Origin of the sequence: Rahnella sp. R3(2024) (genome assembly GCF_042920125.1) — a bacterium.
Taxonomy (GTDB): Bacteria; Pseudomonadota; Gammaproteobacteria; order Enterobacterales; family Enterobacteriaceae; genus Rahnella; species Rahnella rivi.
Genome location: NZ_JBHGBU010000001.1, coordinates 1,902,164 through 1,920,428 on the forward strand (window position 1 = coordinate 1,902,164; position 18,265 = coordinate 1,920,428).

The following is an 18,265-nucleotide window of genomic DNA, read 5'->3' on the forward strand; positions in this document are numbered from 1 at the left end:
GAAAAAGGCGACCTGTGTTGAACAAGGTCGCCTTTTTTATTTCCTTTTTCACACATCCTCACAACGATTATTCAGATTTAATACCAGATGAGCATCGCCATCATACTGATGAGAATAAGCCCTACCAGCGCTGTCGTCAGAACAAACTGACCGCGCACCCGCTCACAACGGCGGATAAATTCAGGATCGTGATGTTCAACGTAGCGCTGAGCATAAATATAACGCACCAGCCTGATTTGCTTACTCGGTTGCCCGTGAGACGTAAAGAATCCACCGCCATCAACATATTGATACAGCAGGGGATCACATCCCCGAAGAACCACCAGCAATGCGCGCAAAGAAGAATAATAGCGCAGCATATTCACCACACACACAAAACACAAAGCCCAAAATAGCGCAACGGGACTGATCATGATTCCCCCTCAAGGCGAACTCACCCCGCGCACTGCGGCCATCAACTCTGCCGCACACCCGACGTTTCGCCCTGCCTTTCCGCGATTTCACACCCCCGGACACGAATATGTCCGCCCTCTTTCACATCACAGAAAATTGCCAAAACAGGAGAAGCCTGCATTATTCAGTGTAGGAAACGAATCTGGAAATAGGGAAGACGCCTCATATTATTTATATCTATCGATTGCCGGAACAGGAAATGGGATCTGTATGCTTGATTTGTTTAACCATTTTGGCGCTATACTAAAAGCATGACTTTCGCATGATGCAGATATTGCTGTTAACCGACTTATGGAAGGAGTTTTCTTATGGCTTACAAACACATACTCATTGCTGTAGACCTGTCGCCGGAGAGCAAGGTTTTAGTTGAGAAAGCCGTCTCCATGGCGCGCCCTTACAACGCTAAAGTGTCCCTGATCCACGTTGATGTGAACTATTCAGACCTGTACACCGGCCTTATCGACGTCAATCTGGGCGACATGCAGAAACGTATTTCCGAAGAAACTCACCACGCGCTGAATGAATTGTCGCAAAACGCAGGTTATCCGATTTCAGAAACCCTGAGTGGCAGCGGTGATTTAGCACAGGTTCTGGTTGATGCGATTAATAAATACGGCGTGGATTTGGTGCTGTGCGGCCATCACCAGGATTTCTGGAGCAAACTGATGTCCTCCGCCCGCCAGCTGATCAACACCGTACATATCGACATGCTGATCGTGCCGCTGCGCGATGAGGAAGAAGAAGCGTAAGACACACTGTCTCGCTGAAACGGCTATAAAAATGCCCGCAGGTGAAAAACCGGCGGGCATTTTTTTATGGCTATAGCGGAAGTGGCTAAAGCACCAGCGCGTTACAGCGGCGTATAAATATCAAACCGGTGGCTTTTGGTGACCACGGCGGCCTGGGCAGGAATATCGGCCATCGGCGGGGCGTAATCCGGGCGTTTCACCACGATGCGTTTTGTCGCTAAACGCCGCGCCGGTTCCAGCAGGCCATCGGCATCTTCATCCGGGCCGACAAGTCCCTGAAACACCCGCATCTCTTTCTTCACCAGCGCACTTTTCTGTTTGTGCGGATACATCGGATCGAGATACACCACTTCCGGCTTCGGGGAAAGCTCAGAAAGCGCCGTCAGGCTTGAAGCGTGCAGCAGCGTCATACGCTCACGCAGCCACGGACCGATTTCCGCATCGCGATAGCCACGCGCCAGCCCGTCATCGAGCAATGCTGCCACGACCGGATTGCGCTCCAGCATCCGCACCTTGCAGCCCAGAGAAGCGAGCACAAACGCATCGCGCCCCAGCCCTGCGGTGGCATCGACGACATCCGGCAGATAGCGGCCTTTAACACCGACGGCTTTCGCCACCGCTTCACCGCGTCCGCCGCCGAATTTACGACGGTGCGCCATGGTGCCGCCGACGAAATCGACAAAAATCGCCCCGAGTTTGGGCTCGTCGCGTTTGCGTAATTCCAGACGTTCAGGCGTCAGCACCAGCGCCATCACGGCATCCGGATCAGACGTCAGATTCCAGCGCTGCGCCAGAACAGATAAGGCGCCTTCATCGGCGCCTTCTTCACACAGTAAACACACACTCACAGGCAGAGGTTATCCTTTGATTCCGTAGTGGCGCAGCATAGCATCCAGCTGCGGCTCACGCCCGCGGAAGCGTTTGAACAGCTCCATCGGCTCTTCGGAACCGCCGCGCGACAGAATGTTATCGAGGAACGACTGACCTGTTTCGCGGTTGAAAATCCCGTCTTCTTCAAAGCGGGAATACGCATCGGCAGACAGTACTTCCGCCCACAGATAGCTGTAGTAACCGGCCGCATAACCACCTGCAAAGATGTGGCTGAAAGCATGCGGGAAACGTCCCCATGACGGTGACGGCACCACGGCAACTTGCTTCTTAATTTCTGCCAGCGTTTGCAGGATTTGCGCGCCTTTGGCCGGGTCATATTCCGCATGCATACGGAAATCAAACAGGCCGAACTCCAGCTGACGCAGGATAAACAGCGCCGCCTGATAGTTTTTCGCCGCCAGCATTTTATCAAGCATCTCTTTCGGCAACGGTTCGCCGGTTTCGAAATGGCCGGAGATGAACGCCAGCGCGTCCGGCTCCCAGCACCAGTTTTCCATAAACTGGCTTGGCAGCTCGACAGCATCCCACGGCACACCGGAAATACCGGCGACTCCCGGAGTGTCGATGCGGGTCAGCATATGATGCAGGCCGTGACCGAACTCATGGAACAGCGTGGTGACTTCGTTATGCGTGAACAGCGCCGGTTTATTGCCGACCGGGCCGTTGAAGTTACAGGTCAGGTACGCGACCGGTTTTTGCAGCTCGCCGTCAGCTTTACGCAGGCTGCCGACGCAGTCATTCATCCAGGCGCCGCCGCGTTTGTGCTCGCGGGCATACAGGTCGAGGTAGAAGCTGCCGCGCAGGTCGCCGGTTTCATCGAACAGATCGAAGAAACGTACGTCTTTGTGCCAGGTTTCCACGTCTTTACGCTCTTTGGCAGTGATGCCGTAAATACGTTTCACCACTTCGAACAGCCCTTCCAGCGCACGCTGTTCAGGGAAATAAGGGCGGAGTTGCTCGTCGTTGATGGAGAACAGATGCTGTTTCTGTTTTTCACCGTAGAACGGCAAATCCCAGGCTTCCATTTCATCCACGCCGAAGTGTTCTTTGGCGAAGGCGCGCAACTGCGCCAGCTCCTGCTCACCCTGCGGGCGGGCACGCGTCGCCAGACCACTCAGGAAGTCGATCACCTGCGCCGGGCTTTCCGCCATTTTGGTGGCGAGGGACATGTCCGCGTAAGAGTCAAAGCCCAGCAGCTGCGCCAGTTCATGACGCAGCGATAAAATCTCCGCCATCACTTCACTGTTATCCCACTTACCGGCGTTAGGGCCCTGATCGGAGGCGCGGGTGCCGAATGCGCGGTACATTTCTTCGCGCAGCGCACGGTTTTCACCGTAGGTAATCACCGGCAGATAGCTCGGGATATCCAGCGTCAGCAACCAGCCTTCCTGCTCTTTCGATTCGGCCAGCGCTTTGGCAGCCGCCAGCGCGCTTTCCGGCAGACCTTTCAGGTCGTTCTCATCCGTGATGAGTTTGCTCCAGCCCATAGTGGCGTCGAGCACGTTGTTGCTGTAAGTCGAGCCAAGCTCGGACAGACGCGCGGAAATTTCACCGTAACGTTTCTGTTTTTCCATCGGCAAACCAATGCCGGACAGCTCGAAATCACGCAGCGCGTTATCAATGGCTTTTTTCTGCGCCACGGACAGCGTGTTGAAATGCTCGCTGGCTTTGAGATCGCAATAAGCCTGATACAACCCGGCATGCTGACCCGCCCAGGTACTGAATTCGGATAAAATCGGCAGGCACTGCTCGTAAGCTTCACGCAGTTCCGGGCTGTTTTTCACCGCATTCAGGTGGCCGACCGGCGACCAGATACGCCCCAGACGATCGTCACTTTCTGCCAGCGGCTGACACAGGTTTTCCCACGTATATGGCGCACCTTGTGCGACCACGCGTTCGATGGTCTGGCGGCTTTCTTCAATCGCAGACTTCATCGCAGGGACAATATGTTCAGGTTGGATCGCAGAGAAAGGCGGCAGGGAGAACGGTTTTAAGAGCGGATTCGACGCGTTTTGCTGTTCAGTCATAGGGCCAGTCCTTCGTAATAGCGTTTGGGGCTGATGCGTCTGTGGCGCACCACGCCGTGAATTCGGGTCGTCTTAAAGATGACGTAACTTCTAACATGCGGTCAAGTGACGGGGAAATCAAGGGTGGCGCCGATATCGCCCGGCAGGCACAGACATTCATGTTATCAATCACTCCCGCTCGAATTATCAGCTTACAGCAAGACCTGCCTCGCATTTTTCATCTTTGTCTGTGCCTGCCCGTTAACCCTTATTTACAGCAAGGTTATTCGTGTTAACTTCCTGTCATCTGGCATATGCCAGTACGGTTTTTCAACAACGCAGGGAGTCAGCAGGGAATGAAAACACTCAAGATTGTCACGCTGGGCGGCGGCTCAGGTTACACACCGGAACTGATCGACGGCTTTATCCGCCGCCACGCCGAATTACCGGTGTCGGAATTCTGGCTGGTGGATATTGCCGCCGGTGAAGAAAAGCTGAACATTGTGGGCGCGCTGGCGCAGCGGATGGTGAAAAAAGCCGGTATCCCGATGACGGTCCATCTGACCACCGACCGGGAAACCGCGCTGCGTGATGCGGATTTCGTCACTACCCAGCTGCGCGTCGGCCAGCAGGAAGCCCGCATTCACGACGAGGCGATCCCGCTGAAATACGGCGTTCTCGGGCAGGAAACCACCGGCGCGGGCGGGTTTATGAAAGCGCAACGCACCATTCCCGTGCTGTTAGCGTTGTGCCGTGATATGGAAAGGCTGTGCCCGGAGGCGTGGCTGATCAATTTCACCAATCCGGCGGGGATTGTCACCGAAGCCATCGAAAAATATTCGTGCATCAAAACTCTGGGGATTTGCAGCGGCGCGAACAGCATGATGATGGATATCGCCAAGGTGTATGACGTACGCCGCGAAGACGTGTATGCCCGCGTGATGGGGCTGAACCACCTGATTTTTGCCGATCAGATCGCCGTCAGCGGCCACGACGTTACGGCAGAATTTATCGAAAAGCTGGCGCAGGGCAACGGTCAGCATCAGTTGAAAAACATTCCCGACACCGGATTGCCGCCCGCCTTTATCCGCGCACTCGGGCTGTATCCCCTTTCCTACCTGAAATATTTCTATCTGCGCCGTGAAATGGTGGCGCACAGCGTACAAGACAGTCAGACGCACGGCACACGCGGAGAACAAACGCGTGAAATTGAGCGCCAGCTTTTTGAAATCTATAAAAACCCGCAGCTTGGAAGTAAACCCAAAGAACTGGAAAGCCGCGGCGGCGCGTATTACTCAGACACTGCCTGTTCGATCATCAGCGCGATTTATAACAACCGGCAGGAAATCCACGTCGTCAATACGCGAAATCGCGGTGCCACGCCGGATCTTGACGAAAACAGTGTGGTGGAAACTAACGCGGTGATTGACCGTCAGGGCGCGCATCCGCTGGCGTATGGCCGTTTGCCGTCGAAAATCCGCGGCCTGATCCAGAGCGTTAAAGCGTTCGAAGAACTCACGATCGACGCTGCCGTCACCGGCGATTATTCCACGGCATTAATGGCGCTCTCGGTGCATCCGCTGATGCCGTCCGTGGATATCGCCGAAAAAATTCTCGACGAATACCTGGCGGTAAACCGGGCTTATTTACCTCAATATGATTATTGAAAGACAGGTAAAACCTCATGATGAAATTTTTGGAATCACGCGTTGTCCCCTCTCTGGTGAAAGTGGGCGAAAACGTTATTCTGGTCGCCGTCAGAAACGGCATTCCGCTGACGCTGCCGTTTATTATTTCCGGCAGTATCTTCTTAATTATCGCCAATCTGCCGATCCCCGGCTGGACGGAATATTTAGGCCAGTTCGGCACCGCGCTGAATGTGCCGGTCATTGTGACCTTCGGGATGATCGGATTAATGTCGGCCATCGGCATCAGTTACAATCTGGCGAAACATTACAAGCTTGACGGACTGATGTGCAGCGGGATCACCGTCGCCGTATTTCTGATGGCGCAGCTTAACGATGAATATACGTTAAACGTCGAAAATCTCGGGGCGTCCGGTCTGTTCTCGGCCATTATTCTTTCGGTGCTGACCGTCTATATCATTCGCTTTTTTATCGAACATAAAATCTATATCCGGCTGCCGGAAAACGTGCCTCCCGCCGTATTACAGTCCTTTATCGGCGTCATTCCGGCGTTCGTCTGTCTGGCGCTGGTGTGGTTTGTGCGGGTGATCCTGCATTTTGATATCAACGCATTTTTCACGCTGATCTTAAGCCCGCTGGTCATCGGCCTGGGCACGTTGCCAGGTATGCTGGTGCTGGTGTTTCTTATCTCGCTGCTCTGGTGCTGCGGCATTCACGGCACCAACGTGCTCTCCGGCATTACCGCACCGATATTTCTCAAGTTTATTGTCGAAAATACTCAGGCCTATCTCAGCCACCAGCCAATACCCCATATCTTTGCGGAAGGTTTTTATAACTTCTTTATTTGCACCGGCGGGTCCGGCGCGACGATGGGACTGGTGCTGGCGATGATGATGTCGAAAAGTCGTTATTATAAATCGCTGGGCCGGATGTCTTTTGCGCCGTCGCTGTTTTGTATTAATGAGCCGGTTATTTTCGGCGTGCCGATGGTGTTTAATCCGCTGATGATGCTGCCGTTAATTATCACGCCGATGCTGCTTTGCACTCTGTCCTGGTTCCTGATGGCGTTTAATATTATTGGCCGCCCGGTCTTGCAGATCCCGTGGACCATGCCGCCCTTCTTCAATGCCTATTTTGCCACCGGCGGGAATATTCCGGCAGCCATTTGGTCAGGCGTCATGATTATTATTTCAGCAATGATCTATTATCCCTTCTTCCGCGTGCTGGAAAAGAAACAGCTGGCGATGGAGCACAGCGAACAGCCTGTTCCGGCTTTGCAGGTCAATGCATAAATCTTAACGACAAGGAATACATCATCATGAAGATAAACTGTGCGTTTGTAGGATTCGGAAAAAGCGCAACGCGCTACCATCTGCCTTACGTTTTGCAGCGGCGCGATACCTTTGCGGTTCGCACCATTTTTGACATCACCCGTCGCCCGGACATTGAGAAAGAAGAGGCTTATCAGGGCATCCGCTTCACCTCTGATCTCAATGATATTCTGCACGACGAAAGCATTACGCTGGTGACCCTGTGTACCCCGCCGCAAACCCATTATGACTATGCAAAAATCTGCCTTGAACACGGAAAGAACGTCATCGTCGAAAAGCCGTTTACCCGCACGCTGGAAGAAGCACGGAGCTTATTTGCGCTGGCTGCGGAAAAAGGGCTGACGGTGACGCCCTATCAGAACCGCCGTTTCGACAGTTGTTTCCAGGCGGTGAAAAAAGTCATCAACAGCGGCCTGCTCGGTAATATTGTCGAGTTCGAAAGTCATTTTGATTACTTCCGCCCTGACGCCCCCGATGCACCGGCCGATTATACCCACGGCGCTTTTTACGGGCTGGGCGTTCATCTTGTCGATCAGGTGGTCAGCCTGTTCGGACGGCCGGAATGTGTGCATTACGATATCCGTTCGGTGCGAAATAAAAATAACCCTGACGACACCTTTGAACTGCAGCTTTATTACGGCAAGACCAAAGCCATTGTTAAATGCAGCCATCTGGTGATGCAGCCTTACCCGAAATTTATTCTTCACGGAGAAAAAGGCTCTTTTATCAAACTGAATATCGATCAACAGGAAACCTGGCTGAAAGCCGGGAAATTACCGGGCACCGCAGATTTTGGTCAGGAAACGGAATATGGCGTACTGAAATATCTGGATGAACACGGTGAAACCATTACCGAACGTGTCGATGCGGGCAACGGCGATTATGGCCGCGTTTACGATGCGGTCCATGCCACCTTATCTCAGGGACAGCCGCCGTATGTGCCTGCCGCAGATGTGATGACCACGATGGAAATTCTGCATCGCGCATTTGAACAGCCGGCACCGGCGCTGATCCGCCTGCGATGACACGCGCGCAGACCGGGAGCCTGCGCTTCCGGTCTGCGGGGCATCTGTCTATACTGCTCAAAAATAAACCCTGACATGAAGAAGTTACGCCCATGGCCGCCCGCTACATTGATATCAAAAACAGCCTGAAACAGGCGATCCTCAATAAAGAGTATCGGGTTGGTGACAAAATTCCTTCCGAGCGCGAACTGGCCCTGCGTTATGAAGTGACGCGCGTGACATTGCAAAAAGCTATGCACATGCTGGAACAGGAAGGCTTTATCGAACGTATTCATGGCAAAGGGATGTACGTCACCAAAGTCATTGAAGATAACGTTTATCTGCTCAATAACGGTACCAGCGATTCTATTCTCGGTTTTTCTCGGGAATTCAAAGATGACGTGAAAGTGTCCAGCCGCTTAATCAGCCTGCATACCCTCAAAGCCGGGGAATATATCGCCAGCCAGCTGGATATTCATGAAGACGACGAGGTGCATTATATTCGCCGCGTCCGGCTGGTGGACAATATTGCGGTGCTGATCGAAGATTCCTATATTCCCTGTACAATCATCGACATTATTCCTGAGTCCGTTTTACAAAATGGCTCGTTATATGAATTCATTGAAAATAAAACCGGCAGAAAAATTAAATTCTATAACTCCGTCATCGAGGCCTCGCTGTTTGATGACGCGCTTTCCGCGCTGCTGGCGTGTGAAACCGGCCTGCCAATGCTGAAAGTGTCGGGCATTACCAAACTGGAAGACGGAAAAACCTTCAATTACTCAATCAGTTATAACCGCGCAGACAAATTCAAAATCAAGAACAGCTGGGTGGGGAAGTAAGATCACGCCTGCAACGTGAAGTATGAAGAGGGCAAACAGTTTATACTGTCGCCAATACGCCACTCCGGAACATGATATTTATGCTGAGTTACCGCCACAGTTTTCACGCTGGCAACCATGCCGACGTCCTGAAACACACCGTTCAGAGCCTGATCATCGAGTCTCTGAAAGAAAAAGAAAAACCCTTCCTTTATCTCGACACCCACGCGGGTGCCGGGCGCTATCAGCTGAGCGGCGAACACGCCGAACGTACCGGCGAATACCTGGAAGGCATCGCGCGCATCTGGCAACGTGATGATATTCCTGAAGAACTGGCGGCTTATATGTCCGTCGTCAACCACTTCAACCGCAACGAAAGCCTGCGTTATTATCCGGGTTCACCGCTGATTGCCCGTCAGCTGCTGCGCGAAGAAGACAAACTGCAACTGACCGAGCTGCACCCGAGCGATTTCCCGCTGCTGCGCAGTGAATTCCAGAAAGATGACCGCACCCGCGTTTCGCGTAGCGATGGCTACCAGCAGCTGAAAGCCCAGTTGCCTCCGCTGTCGCGCCGTGGCTTTATCCTGATGGATCCGCCGTACGAACTGAAAACAGATTATCAGGACGTGGTGAAAGGCATTCAGGAAGGCCACAAGCGCTTTGCCACCGGCACTTACGCGCTGTGGTACCCGGTGGTCATGCGCCAGCAGATCAAGAAAATGCTGCGTGATCTTGAAGCGACCGGCATCCGCCGCATCCTGCAAATCGAGCTGGGCGTGCGCCCGGACAGCGATCAGCGCGGTATGACGGCTTCCGGCATGATCGTCATCAATCCGCCGTGGAAGCTCGAGCAGCAGATGAACAACGTGCTGCCATGGCTGCTGAAAGTGCTGGTCCCTTCCGGTACCGGTCACACCACGGTCAAATGGGTTGTGCCTGAGTAAGTAAAGAATTGCCCTTCGCCGGGACCTTTTTCTAAGGTCCCGGCTATCAAACCTATTGCAGCCATCGATCCAAACTTTGCGACAAAACGCATTCACGCGCTAAACTCACAGCAATTTTTAAGATTAGCGACGCCGGTATGGCGTTCTTCATTTTTGACAACTCATGGAAAATCCGATGACCAAACATTATGACTATCTGGCAATTGGCGGCGGCAGCGGCGGTATCGCATCAATCAACCGTGCAGCCATGTATGGGAAAAAATGTGCGCTGATCGAAGCTAAAGAGCTGGGCGGCACGTGTGTCAACGTGGGTTGTGTCCCGAAAAAAGTCATGTGGCACGCCGCGCAAATCGCTGAAGCGATCCGCAACTACGGCCCGGATTATGGCTTCGATACCACCGTTAACAGCTTTAACTGTAAAACGCTGGTCGCCAACCGTACCGCCTACATCGACCGTATCCACACCTCGTACGATAACGTGCTGGGCAAAAACAACGTTGACGTGATCAAAGGTTTCGCGCGTTTCGTTGACGATCATACCGTGGAAGTGAACGGCGAGAAGATCACCGCGGATCACATCCTGATCGCCACCGGCGGTCGCCCGAGCCACCCAAGTATTCCGGGTGCAGAATACGGCATCGATTCCGACGGTTTCTTTGATCTGACTGAGATGCCAAAACGCGTTGCCGTTGTCGGCGCGGGTTACATTGCGGTAGAAATCGCCGGTGTGATGAACGGCCTGGGTGCTGAAACTCACCTGTTCGTGCGTAAACACGCGCCGCTGCGTTCTTTCGATCCGCTGATGGTCGATACGCTGGTTGAAGTGATGGAAGCCGAAGGCCCGGCGCTGCATAAAGAATCCATTCCGAAAGAAGTGGTGAAAAATGCCGACGGCAGCCTGACGCTGAAACTGGAAAACGGTCAGGAATTTGAAGTCGACAGCCTGGTCTGGGCGATTGGCCGCGAACCGGAAACCGACAACTTCAACCTGAAAGCGACGGGTGTGAAAACCAACGAAAAAGGGTATATCGTCGTCGATAAATTCCAGAACACCAGCGTAAAAGGGATTTACGCCGTGGGCGATAACACCGGTGCGGTTGAACTGACCCCGGTTGCCGTTGCCGCAGGTCGTCGTCTTTCTGAACGTCTGTTTAACAACAAACCTGACGAGCATCTGGATTACAGCAACATCGCCACCGTCGTGTTCAGCCACCCGCCAATCGGCACGGTCGGCCTGACCGAACCGCAAGCGAAAGAGCAGTTCGGCGAAGAGAACGTGAAAGTGTATAAATCTCAGTTCACCGCCATGTACACCGCCGTTACGCAGCACCGTCAGCCGTGCCGCATGAAACTGGTGTGCGTGGGTGCGGAAGAGAAAATCGTCGGCATCCATGGCATCGGTTATGGCATGGACGAAATGTTGCAGGGCTTCGCGGTTGCACTGAAAATGGGCGCGACCAAGAAAGACTTCGACAACACCGTCGCTATCCACCCGACCGGTGCGGAAGAGTTTGTAACTATGCGTTAATTCGCGCCCTTGCGACGCTAACGCGATGCAGTAAAAAGGCTTCAGATCTGCGGATCGGAAGCCTTTTTTGTTGCCGTTAATCCAGCAAGATCACCTTCGAACTGTCCGCCTCGAACAGCGGCTTGCACAGGATTTTATAACTGTCGCGGTCGAAATGCGGAACGGCCATGTCGAAGGCTTTTGCCGCTTCCAGCGTTTGCACCGTCCCCAGATAAAACCAGTGATTGATGACGTGATAATCGGTTACGCCATTGGCTTCTTCGGCAATAGCAATCCGGCCAGGATAGGGCCAGCTGCGGATTTTCAGGGCGCTGAGCGCCTCTCTGAGACGCGCCTGATGCGCCTGCGGGGATTCTTTTCCACAACAGACACCGGCACATTTTCCCAGTGAATAGCGGAAGCACGCGCGGTTTTTTGTCAGCTTCTCCAGCCCCAGCGCGCCGTAACACAGCTTTTCCTGATCGGCGATATCACGGATTTTTTCGACTGCCGACATCTTGGTTTTAAACAAGCCGAACAAATCGTCACTGTGCGAGAAATCCACTTCGTTGCTGAACACGATACTCGCGCTTAGCCCCTCAAGCCGGATCGAACAGAGCTTGCGGGCGGTGCGCAGACGTTTATTAAACAGCGGACGCCGGGTTTTGATCAGATCCGATTCCAGCAATAACGCCCCGACTTCGCCGATGGTTTTCACATAATCGATATCGCGGGTCATGTGGAGCAACTTGGCTTCGGCAGGATTACGAAAATGCGACATCACGCGGCTGCGGATATTCACACTCTTGCCGATATACAGCGGAAAAGCGTTGTCGTCACCATAGAAAATATAGACACCGCTGCTGCTGGGTAAATTTTCCAACGTATGACGAAGATGTTCAGGGTATTGATAAAGCTCGGTAAAAAGCTCTTTTTCGGGATTCCACAAAATGGCTGACCTGCTTTCTGTGATGACTTTTCTCTGATAACGACAGCGTATAAAAAACAGCCGAATCATACTGGCGTTTTATACAGTCTTCAACCTTTGCAGGGCAAACAATGTGTAAATTTCGGGCGATGAAACATTACGCCTGTGTGCGCATCTCAATATATTCCTGTCCTCTCAGTAAGTTGGCTAAGGTGGCCTCACGGATTTCGCGCTGATCGGAGTGTATCCACTGATACAAATTATCAATGTTATCGAAGCGCACGAGCAGGGTGTAGATGGTTTCACCGTGAACCGGCCGCAGGATGTTCACATTCTGATAACCGGGAAACCTCGCCGCATCCGTCTTCAGCGTCTCCAGCCAGCATTCATAGTCTGCGAGCTTATCCCGCTGTACGCCGTGGGTGATCACCAGAGTCATATGGTCGGGTTGATGCGGATAGGTCATCGGATATTCCTTCTCATTCACCGTTGTTCTGGTTAACTGAATGTTGCGTTATATTCATAAACGATACGAAACCAGCACCCTCATTGATAACGAAAATATTTTGGGGTGTTGTTAAACAATTTTTGGGGTGGGAAAAATAATGCGATTAAGCCTTGAAGCGCTGCTGATCCTGGATGCGCTGGACAGACATGGCACCTTTGCGGCGGCCGCGGCCAGACTGTTTAAAACCGCGTCGGCACTGAGTTATACCGTGCAGAAGATGGAAAGTGATCTGAACATCAAACTGCTGGACCGCTCCGGTCATCGCGCGACATTCACTCCCACCGGCCGCCTGATGCTCGAAAAAGGCCGCGTGCTGCTGCGCGCCGTCAGTGAGCTGGAACAACAGGCGCAGTACGTCGAAAGCGGCTGGGAAAGCAAACTGACCCTCAGCGTTGATGCCTCCGTTCCCTTCGCGCTGCTTGCCCCCCTGATCGACCGGTTTTACGCCGAGCATCAGCATACCCAATTGTTGTTCCGCCACGACGTGCTCGCCGGTTGCTGGGAAGCGCTCAGTTATGGCGAAGCCGACATTGTCTTTGGCGCCGTGCAGGAACCCCTGACCCGCAGCGGTATCGAATATCGCGCCATCGGCTGGCTGGAATATGTGTTTGCCGTTGCGCCCCACCACCCGCTCGCCGCAATGCCGGAACCGCTGGTGCGTGAACACATCCGCCAGTATCGCGCCGTTGTCGTTCACGACACCTCCCGCCACGGCGCAGGCGCTGATTTACGCGTGCTTGATGAGCAGAAAATGCTGAGCGTGCATGACTTTAACGCCAAAGTGCATGCACAAATTGCCGGGCTGGGTTGCGGCTATCTGCCGCGTTATCTGGCCGCACCGCATCTGGAAAGCGGTGCGCTGGTTGAGCGTCGTCTCGATACCGAACCCCGTCGCGACCAGGCGTTTATGGCCTGGAACGACAATGCCACCGGTAACGCCGCCATGTGGTGGCGTGAGAATTTGCAGAACTTCGACGGGCTGAGCACCGTTTATAGCCCGGAATAACCGGGCAGTCGTACCAGAATTACCCCTGACGCTGTGGCGCTTTGTGCACCATCGTGTAGGCATAATCGACGCCCATGCCGTAGGCACCGCTGTGCTCACGCACCAGATCCATAACAGCGTCGTAAGTTTCTTTGCGTGACCAGTCGCGCTGGTATTCGAGCAGAACCTGCTGCCAGGTCACCGGCACCGCACCGGCCTGCACCATACGGTCGATGGCGCGTTCGTGGGCATCCACGCTGGTACCGCCGGAAGTGTCGGTCACCACATACACTTCATACCCTTCTTTCAGCGCCATCAGCGCCGGGAAAGTCAGACACACTTCGGTCCAGAGGGCGGAGATAATCAGTTTTTTGCGCCCTGTCGCTTCAACGGCCTTCACGAAGGCCGCGTCTTCCCAGGAATTCATTGAGGTGCGTTCGACAGGTTTCACATCAGGGTGCACCGCCAGTAATTCCGGCCAGATATAACCGCTGAAGCTTTCCGTTTCGACCGAGGTGTAAATCACCGGCACGTTAAAAACTTTGCCCGCTTTGGCGAGAGCGACCGTATTATTTTTAAGCTGCTGGCGATCAATATTCGCAACGCCGAATGACATCTGTGGCTGATGGTCGATGAAAATCAGTGTGGAGTTCTGTGGGTCCAGCAGATCGAATTTAGACATTTTCATTTCCTCTCAGAGTGCATTGTTGGGTTGTGTGTTTGTATTTAATGTTGTGTTGTTGTGCTGCTGGAATTAACAATAGGGCAGGAGTGTAAAAGCAGATAGCGGAAAGAATTTGGCAACTTGTTCAGATTTTTTTGACAGACATTCCTTTCTGTAAAGAGCAAAAAAAACCTCTTATTTTCATATCTATAGGTACAACAAAATTTTTAACAACACGTTAAAGATAACTTGTCATCACTCTTTACCCCTGGCACCTCATAGTATTTTCAACATGACACATGACCCGTTTAAAACCTGCCAAACCACTGCGGAGGAAAGATAAAAATGAGCACATTCAGTACTCAGGATGGCACTCAGATTTATTTTAAAGCGTGGGGTAAACGAAAAGGCATTCCCGCCACGGAATGCCTTTTTATTTTGCTCATATTCAAAAACAAGCCGTCATGCCACCGGCAGTTTATCCAGGATCGATTGCGCGGTATTCACGTCTGTCACTAATGAATTGATCATGCCCGAACGCACCGCGCCGATAATTCCGGCGGCCTTTTCCGGCGTGGCGGCGACGCCGATGGTCAGTGGCGTTTTACGCAACTGTTCAACCGAAGCCGCAATCATCCGCTCCTCACCTTCCCAGTGTAATAATTCACCGGATTCCGTGAAGTAGTGGCGCAGCACGTCACCCGCGGCATCGCTCAGCGCCTGTTCGCCCGGCGTGGCAGTGGTGGATTCGCTCGGTTTCGGCGTGTGGGTCAGCCCGATGCCGACGATCGCTGCGTCCAGCTTATCCCACAGCGAAATGATTTCCTGCACGCTGCGGTCAGCGAGAAAGGCATCACGCAAAGGTGCCGAGGAGAGATAAGGCGCATGTAAAAAGTACGGTGTGCCTTCCATCTGTTCCGCCGCGCGGCGGACGAACTCGGTGATCTGAAAATGCGGTGCAGACTGTTGCATCCCGCCGTTCAGCGCCACGGTCATGATCCCCGGCAGACGCGGCATACCGGCCAGCGTCACTTCGCGCACCGCCCTTCCCCAGCCGATGCCCAGCACCGAGCCGGCACCTAATCCGGCGTCCTGAAGCAGCGAGGCCAGCGGCGTTGACAGCGCACCGAGCACATTCCCCGGCGGCGCATCGACCACATAGGCCTGCTTCAATCCGAGGCGCTTAACCAGGTCTGATGTCATGTCTTCCGGCGAAGATAATCCCACCACTTCGATGCGCACGATGCCCGCCGCACGGGCCTTATTGAGCAATCTTGAGATGGTGGCCGTCGACACATCCAGCTTGCGAGCAATCTCCACCTGAGACATATCAGACTCGTAATGCAGCTTAGCCACTAAATGCATCATGGCGCGCGTTGCTGCAATATCTTGCAAAATTGGCTCTTTCAGCTTGAAATTCCTTTCAGTAATGAATTACACTCAAATTGTCGATTGAGGGATTATTGCGCAACACCTGTAAAAATGCAATGTACCGGATCGGGCTTCAACCCTTGCAAACCGGCGTGTTACGCGACTTTCCGCCCCTTTTCATCAGGGGGCTAAAGACAGAACGTCCAGTGTAATCGAGATTTTTTCATCTGTAATAAATTTCACGCAAAGGAGAGTTCCATGTCAAAAATGTCTACTTCAGAATTACGCAGCTATCAGCAAATTTGTGGCAAGAATGGCGCGATGCTGGTGATCGCCTGTGACCAGCGCGGTGCCATGCGCAGCCTGCTGGCCAGCGACCCGCAGCAACAATCCGCCATTTCAGAACACGAACTCGGGCTGATTAAAGCCGACATCACCCAATACCTCGCCAGCAAAGCCTCCTGCGTGCTGGTCGATCCGGTCTGCGCCGTGCCGCAACTGGTGGATGACGGCATTATTGCCCGCGATACTGCCCTGCTGATCGGCCTTGACGCATCAGGCTGGGATAATTCACCGGAAGGCTACCGTCTGTCCCGCCTGGTGGCGAATGTCGATGCGCGCCGCGTGCGTGAACTGGGCGCCACAGGCGGCAAAATCATGGTCTACCTGCGCGCTGATCAGGAAGAAGCCAACCGCCATAACATTGAAATTCTGCATCAGTGCATCGAAGATTTTGCCCGCGAAGACCTGCTGCTGGTGGTGGAGTTCCTGACCTATAAACTCGACAACGAAACCGAGGAAGAATATAAAGAAAAAGTCCCTTCACTGATCTATGGCGGCACTAAGATTTGCCTGGAGTGCGGTGCGAAGGTGCTGAAACTGCCTTATCCGGGCTCGAAACAAGCCTGTGCCGACATCACTGAACTCGCCGGCGACGTGCCATGGGCGGTGCTTTCCGCCGGGGTTGATCATTCCACCTTCCTCAAACAAGTGGCGGATGCCATGAGTGAAGGCGCATCGGGCGTTATCGCAGGGCGTTCATTGTGGAAAGACTGCATTTCTCTCGACCGCAGCGCGACCAAATCCCGCCTCGAATCCCTTGCGGTACCGCGTCTGAACGAACTTCAGGCCGTGATCCAGCAATACTTCCAGGCTCCGGTACCTCATAAAACTGAACAGGTGGAACATGTCTGAAAACAGAAGCGCCGCACGAAATGGCTTTACCGGTAAACGCGTTATCCTGGTTAACGGGATCCCCGCATCGGGTAAAAGCCGGCTCGCCGTTGAGCTTTCTGAACAGAGTGGCTGGTTGCAGTTGTCGCTCGATGGCATTAAAAACCCGTTTTTACAGCGGCTGCAAAATGTCGATCGCCCGTTTAACCGCGTACTGGGTCAGGCCAGTTATCAGGTGATCTGGGATATCGTCGCAGGCGCGCCGGACGGCAGCACATTTATTGTCGATGCCTGGTTTGGTTTCCAGCCAAAAGACGTGTTGCACACCTATTTGCAGCAGGCTGGTGTGACACAGGTACTGGAAATCTGGTGCCAGATTGATGCACAACGGGTCGCGGAACGTTTTGCCTCGCGAGTGGGTGAACGCTTAGCGGGACATGTCGGGGCAGAATATATTCCCGAATTAAAAATTCTTGCAGGAAATGCGCAGCCAATGGCATTAGGACCGGTATATTCTTTGGATCAAAATAATGTTGATGAGAATAGACCTGTAAATATTGTTGTTATTCACGAATGGATAATAAATTCATTCCATACCCAAACACAATAAACCGGAAAGGGAAATATTACGTTACTGAACAAAAAACATGACGTGTTTTATTGTCACAGACATTAATTCCGACACATCGTTTTACATTCTTATCTTGGATAAATGAAAAGCTTTATTTAGTCACCAATAGAACTGGACAGATCACAGTTTTTATTTAAATTAAATATCATACTGAGAAAAGCCCCTATTCATGTAAAGAGGTATTATGTTAAGCGACTGGATTAATGAAAATAACACCAAGATAATTCCGAAAACAGAAGACTGGAAAAGTGCCGTCGCGTTAGCGGTGCAACCGTTAATTGATTCCGGTGCGGCGGAAAGTCGTTATCTTCAGGCTATATATGATATGCACCGGGAAATCGGTCCTTATTATGTGTTGGGCGAAGGTATTGCCATGCCGCACGCCCGGCCCGAAGAGGGCGTCAACCGCACGGCGCTGTCGCTGGTGATTGTTTCACAAGGCGTAGAGTTCGGCAGTGAAGATAACGATCCGGTGTACGTTATTTTCGCGCTGGCCGCCGTGGACAGCCATTCGCACATAGAAATGATTGCCAGTCTCTCTCATCTTTTCTGCGACGACGAGGCCGCGAAAAAACTGAAAGAGAGTAAGAACACGCAGGAAGCCTTAGAGATTATCCGGCAGTTTTAAACGTGAAGTGAAGAGAGATGACCAT

19 protein-coding genes are annotated in these 18,265 nt (G+C 52.9%); 12 read left to right on the top strand and 7 right to left on the bottom strand.

Going from position 1 to position 18,265, the window contains the following annotated elements; genetic code table 11:
- Positions 1-77 precede the first annotated feature (77 nt).
- Positions 78-413 (bottom strand): universal stress protein UspB, encoded by a 336-nt coding sequence (gene uspB, locus ABSH60_RS08655; RefSeq protein ID WP_056775554.1) that lies wholly within the window; start codon positions 411-413, stop codon positions 78-80.
- Here uspB and ABSH60_RS08660 point away from each other — a divergent pair.
- Both ABSH60_RS08660 and uspA read left to right on the top strand, forming a co-directional pair.
- Complete coding sequence (locus ABSH60_RS08660) at positions 412-708, top strand: hypothetical protein (RefSeq protein WP_136376333.1); 297 nt, start codon at positions 412-414, stop codon at positions 706-708. The two genes, uspB and ABSH60_RS08660, sit on opposite strands and share 2 nt — an antisense overlap.
- Before the next feature lie 53 nt (positions 709-761).
- Positions 762-1,202, top strand: coding sequence for a universal stress protein UspA (gene uspA / locus ABSH60_RS08665; protein WP_014333460.1), 441 nt, complete (start codon positions 762-764; stop codon positions 1,200-1,202).
- 101 nt (positions 1,203-1,303) lie between these two features.
- Here uspA and rsmJ read toward each other — a convergent pair whose 3' ends face one another.
- Together rsmJ and prlC are read right to left on the bottom strand one after the other, a co-directional pair.
- Positions 1,304-2,050 (bottom strand): 16S rRNA (guanine(1516)-N(2))-methyltransferase RsmJ, encoded by a 747-nt coding sequence (gene rsmJ / locus ABSH60_RS08670; protein WP_056775557.1) that lies wholly within the window; start codon positions 2,048-2,050, stop codon positions 1,304-1,306.
- 9 nt (positions 2,051-2,059) lie between these two features.
- Positions 2,060-4,120 (bottom strand): oligopeptidase A, encoded by a 2,061-nt coding sequence (gene prlC, locus ABSH60_RS08675; protein WP_056775560.1) that lies wholly within the window; start codon positions 4,118-4,120, stop codon positions 2,060-2,062.
- A 335-nt stretch (positions 4,121-4,455) separates the two neighbouring features.
- Between prlC and ABSH60_RS08680 the strand changes: the two genes are divergently transcribed.
- From ABSH60_RS08680 to gorA, 6 genes are all read left to right on the top strand, one after another.
- Complete coding sequence (locus tag ABSH60_RS08680; RefSeq protein ID WP_390973572.1) at positions 4,456-5,766, top strand: 6-phospho-beta-glucosidase; 1,311 nt, start codon at positions 4,456-4,458, stop codon at positions 5,764-5,766.
- 17 nt (positions 5,767-5,783) lie between these two features.
- Positions 5,784-7,037 (top strand): PTS transporter subunit EIIC, encoded by a 1,254-nt coding sequence (locus tag ABSH60_RS08685; protein ID WP_390973574.1) that lies wholly within the window; start codon positions 5,784-5,786, stop codon positions 7,035-7,037.
- 26 nt (positions 7,038-7,063) lie between these two features.
- Complete coding sequence (locus ABSH60_RS08690; RefSeq protein ID WP_390973576.1) at positions 7,064-8,101, top strand: oxidoreductase; 1,038 nt, start codon at positions 7,064-7,066, stop codon at positions 8,099-8,101.
- A gap of 92 nt (positions 8,102-8,193) precedes the next feature.
- Positions 8,194-8,922: a GntR family transcriptional regulator gene (locus ABSH60_RS08695; RefSeq protein ID WP_122097251.1), complete on the top strand. Its 729-nt coding sequence runs from the start codon at positions 8,194-8,196 to the stop codon at positions 8,920-8,922.
- Between the two features lie 80 nt (positions 8,923-9,002).
- A complete protein-coding gene (locus ABSH60_RS08700; RefSeq protein ID WP_056775575.1) occupies positions 9,003-9,845 on the top strand; it encodes a 23S rRNA (adenine(2030)-N(6))-methyltransferase RlmJ in 843 nt (280 codons plus the stop codon).
- Positions 9,846-10,020: 175 nt separating this feature from the next.
- A complete protein-coding gene (gene gorA, locus ABSH60_RS08705; protein WP_390973579.1) occupies positions 10,021-11,373 on the top strand; it encodes a glutathione-disulfide reductase in 1,353 nt (450 codons plus the stop codon).
- Between the two features lie 76 nt (positions 11,374-11,449).
- Here gorA and cho read toward each other — a convergent pair whose 3' ends face one another.
- Together cho and ABSH60_RS08715 are read right to left on the bottom strand one after the other, a co-directional pair.
- Complete coding sequence (cho, locus tag ABSH60_RS08710) at positions 11,450-12,301, bottom strand: excinuclease Cho (RefSeq protein ID WP_390973581.1); 852 nt, start codon at positions 12,299-12,301, stop codon at positions 11,450-11,452.
- 136 nt (positions 12,302-12,437) lie between these two features.
- The gene (locus ABSH60_RS08715; protein ID WP_136376173.1) at positions 12,438-12,746 is read right to left on the bottom strand and encodes a transporter; all 309 of its coding nucleotides are present in this window, start codon (positions 12,744-12,746) and stop codon (positions 12,438-12,440) included.
- Positions 12,747-12,885: 139 nt separating this feature from the next.
- On the opposite strand from ABSH60_RS08715, the gene ABSH60_RS08720 reads away from it, so the two are divergent.
- Complete coding sequence (locus ABSH60_RS08720) at positions 12,886-13,794, top strand: LysR family transcriptional regulator (protein ID WP_122097249.1); 909 nt, start codon at positions 12,886-12,888, stop codon at positions 13,792-13,794.
- Positions 13,795-13,813: 19 nt separating this feature from the next.
- Here the strand turns inward: ABSH60_RS08720 and ABSH60_RS08725 are convergent, their stop codons facing one another.
- Both ABSH60_RS08725 and ABSH60_RS08730 read right to left on the bottom strand, forming a co-directional pair.
- On the bottom strand, positions 13,814-14,455 hold the full coding sequence (locus ABSH60_RS08725) for a hydrolase (protein WP_056775586.1): 642 nt from the start codon (positions 14,453-14,455) through the stop codon (positions 13,814-13,816).
- A gap of 444 nt (positions 14,456-14,899) precedes the next feature.
- Positions 14,900-15,832 carry a sugar-binding domain-containing protein gene (locus tag ABSH60_RS08730; RefSeq protein WP_390973583.1) on the bottom strand — a complete coding sequence of 311 codons (933 nt, stop codon included), beginning with the start codon at positions 15,830-15,832 and terminating at the stop codon, positions 14,900-14,902.
- 234 nt (positions 15,833-16,066) lie between these two features.
- Here ABSH60_RS08730 and ABSH60_RS08735 point away from each other — a divergent pair, with 234 nt between their 5' ends.
- The 3 genes from ABSH60_RS08735 to ABSH60_RS08745 all read left to right on the top strand — a co-directional run bounded on the left by ABSH60_RS08735 (position 16,067) and on the right by ABSH60_RS08745 (position 18,240).
- Positions 16,067-17,002 (top strand): tagatose-bisphosphate aldolase, encoded by a 936-nt coding sequence (locus ABSH60_RS08735; protein ID WP_056775591.1) that lies wholly within the window; start codon positions 16,067-16,069, stop codon positions 17,000-17,002.
- Positions 16,995-17,591: an AAA family ATPase gene (locus ABSH60_RS08740; RefSeq protein WP_390973585.1), complete on the top strand. Its 597-nt coding sequence runs from the start codon at positions 16,995-16,997 to the stop codon at positions 17,589-17,591. Before ABSH60_RS08735 ends, ABSH60_RS08740 begins: the two co-directional genes overlap by 8 nt.
- Positions 17,592-17,796: 205 nt before the next feature.
- Positions 17,797-18,240, top strand: a complete 444-nt coding sequence (locus ABSH60_RS08745) for a PTS sugar transporter subunit IIA (RefSeq protein ID WP_056775596.1) — start codon at positions 17,797-17,799, stop codon at positions 18,238-18,240.
- Positions 18,241-18,265: the final 25 nt, after the last annotated feature.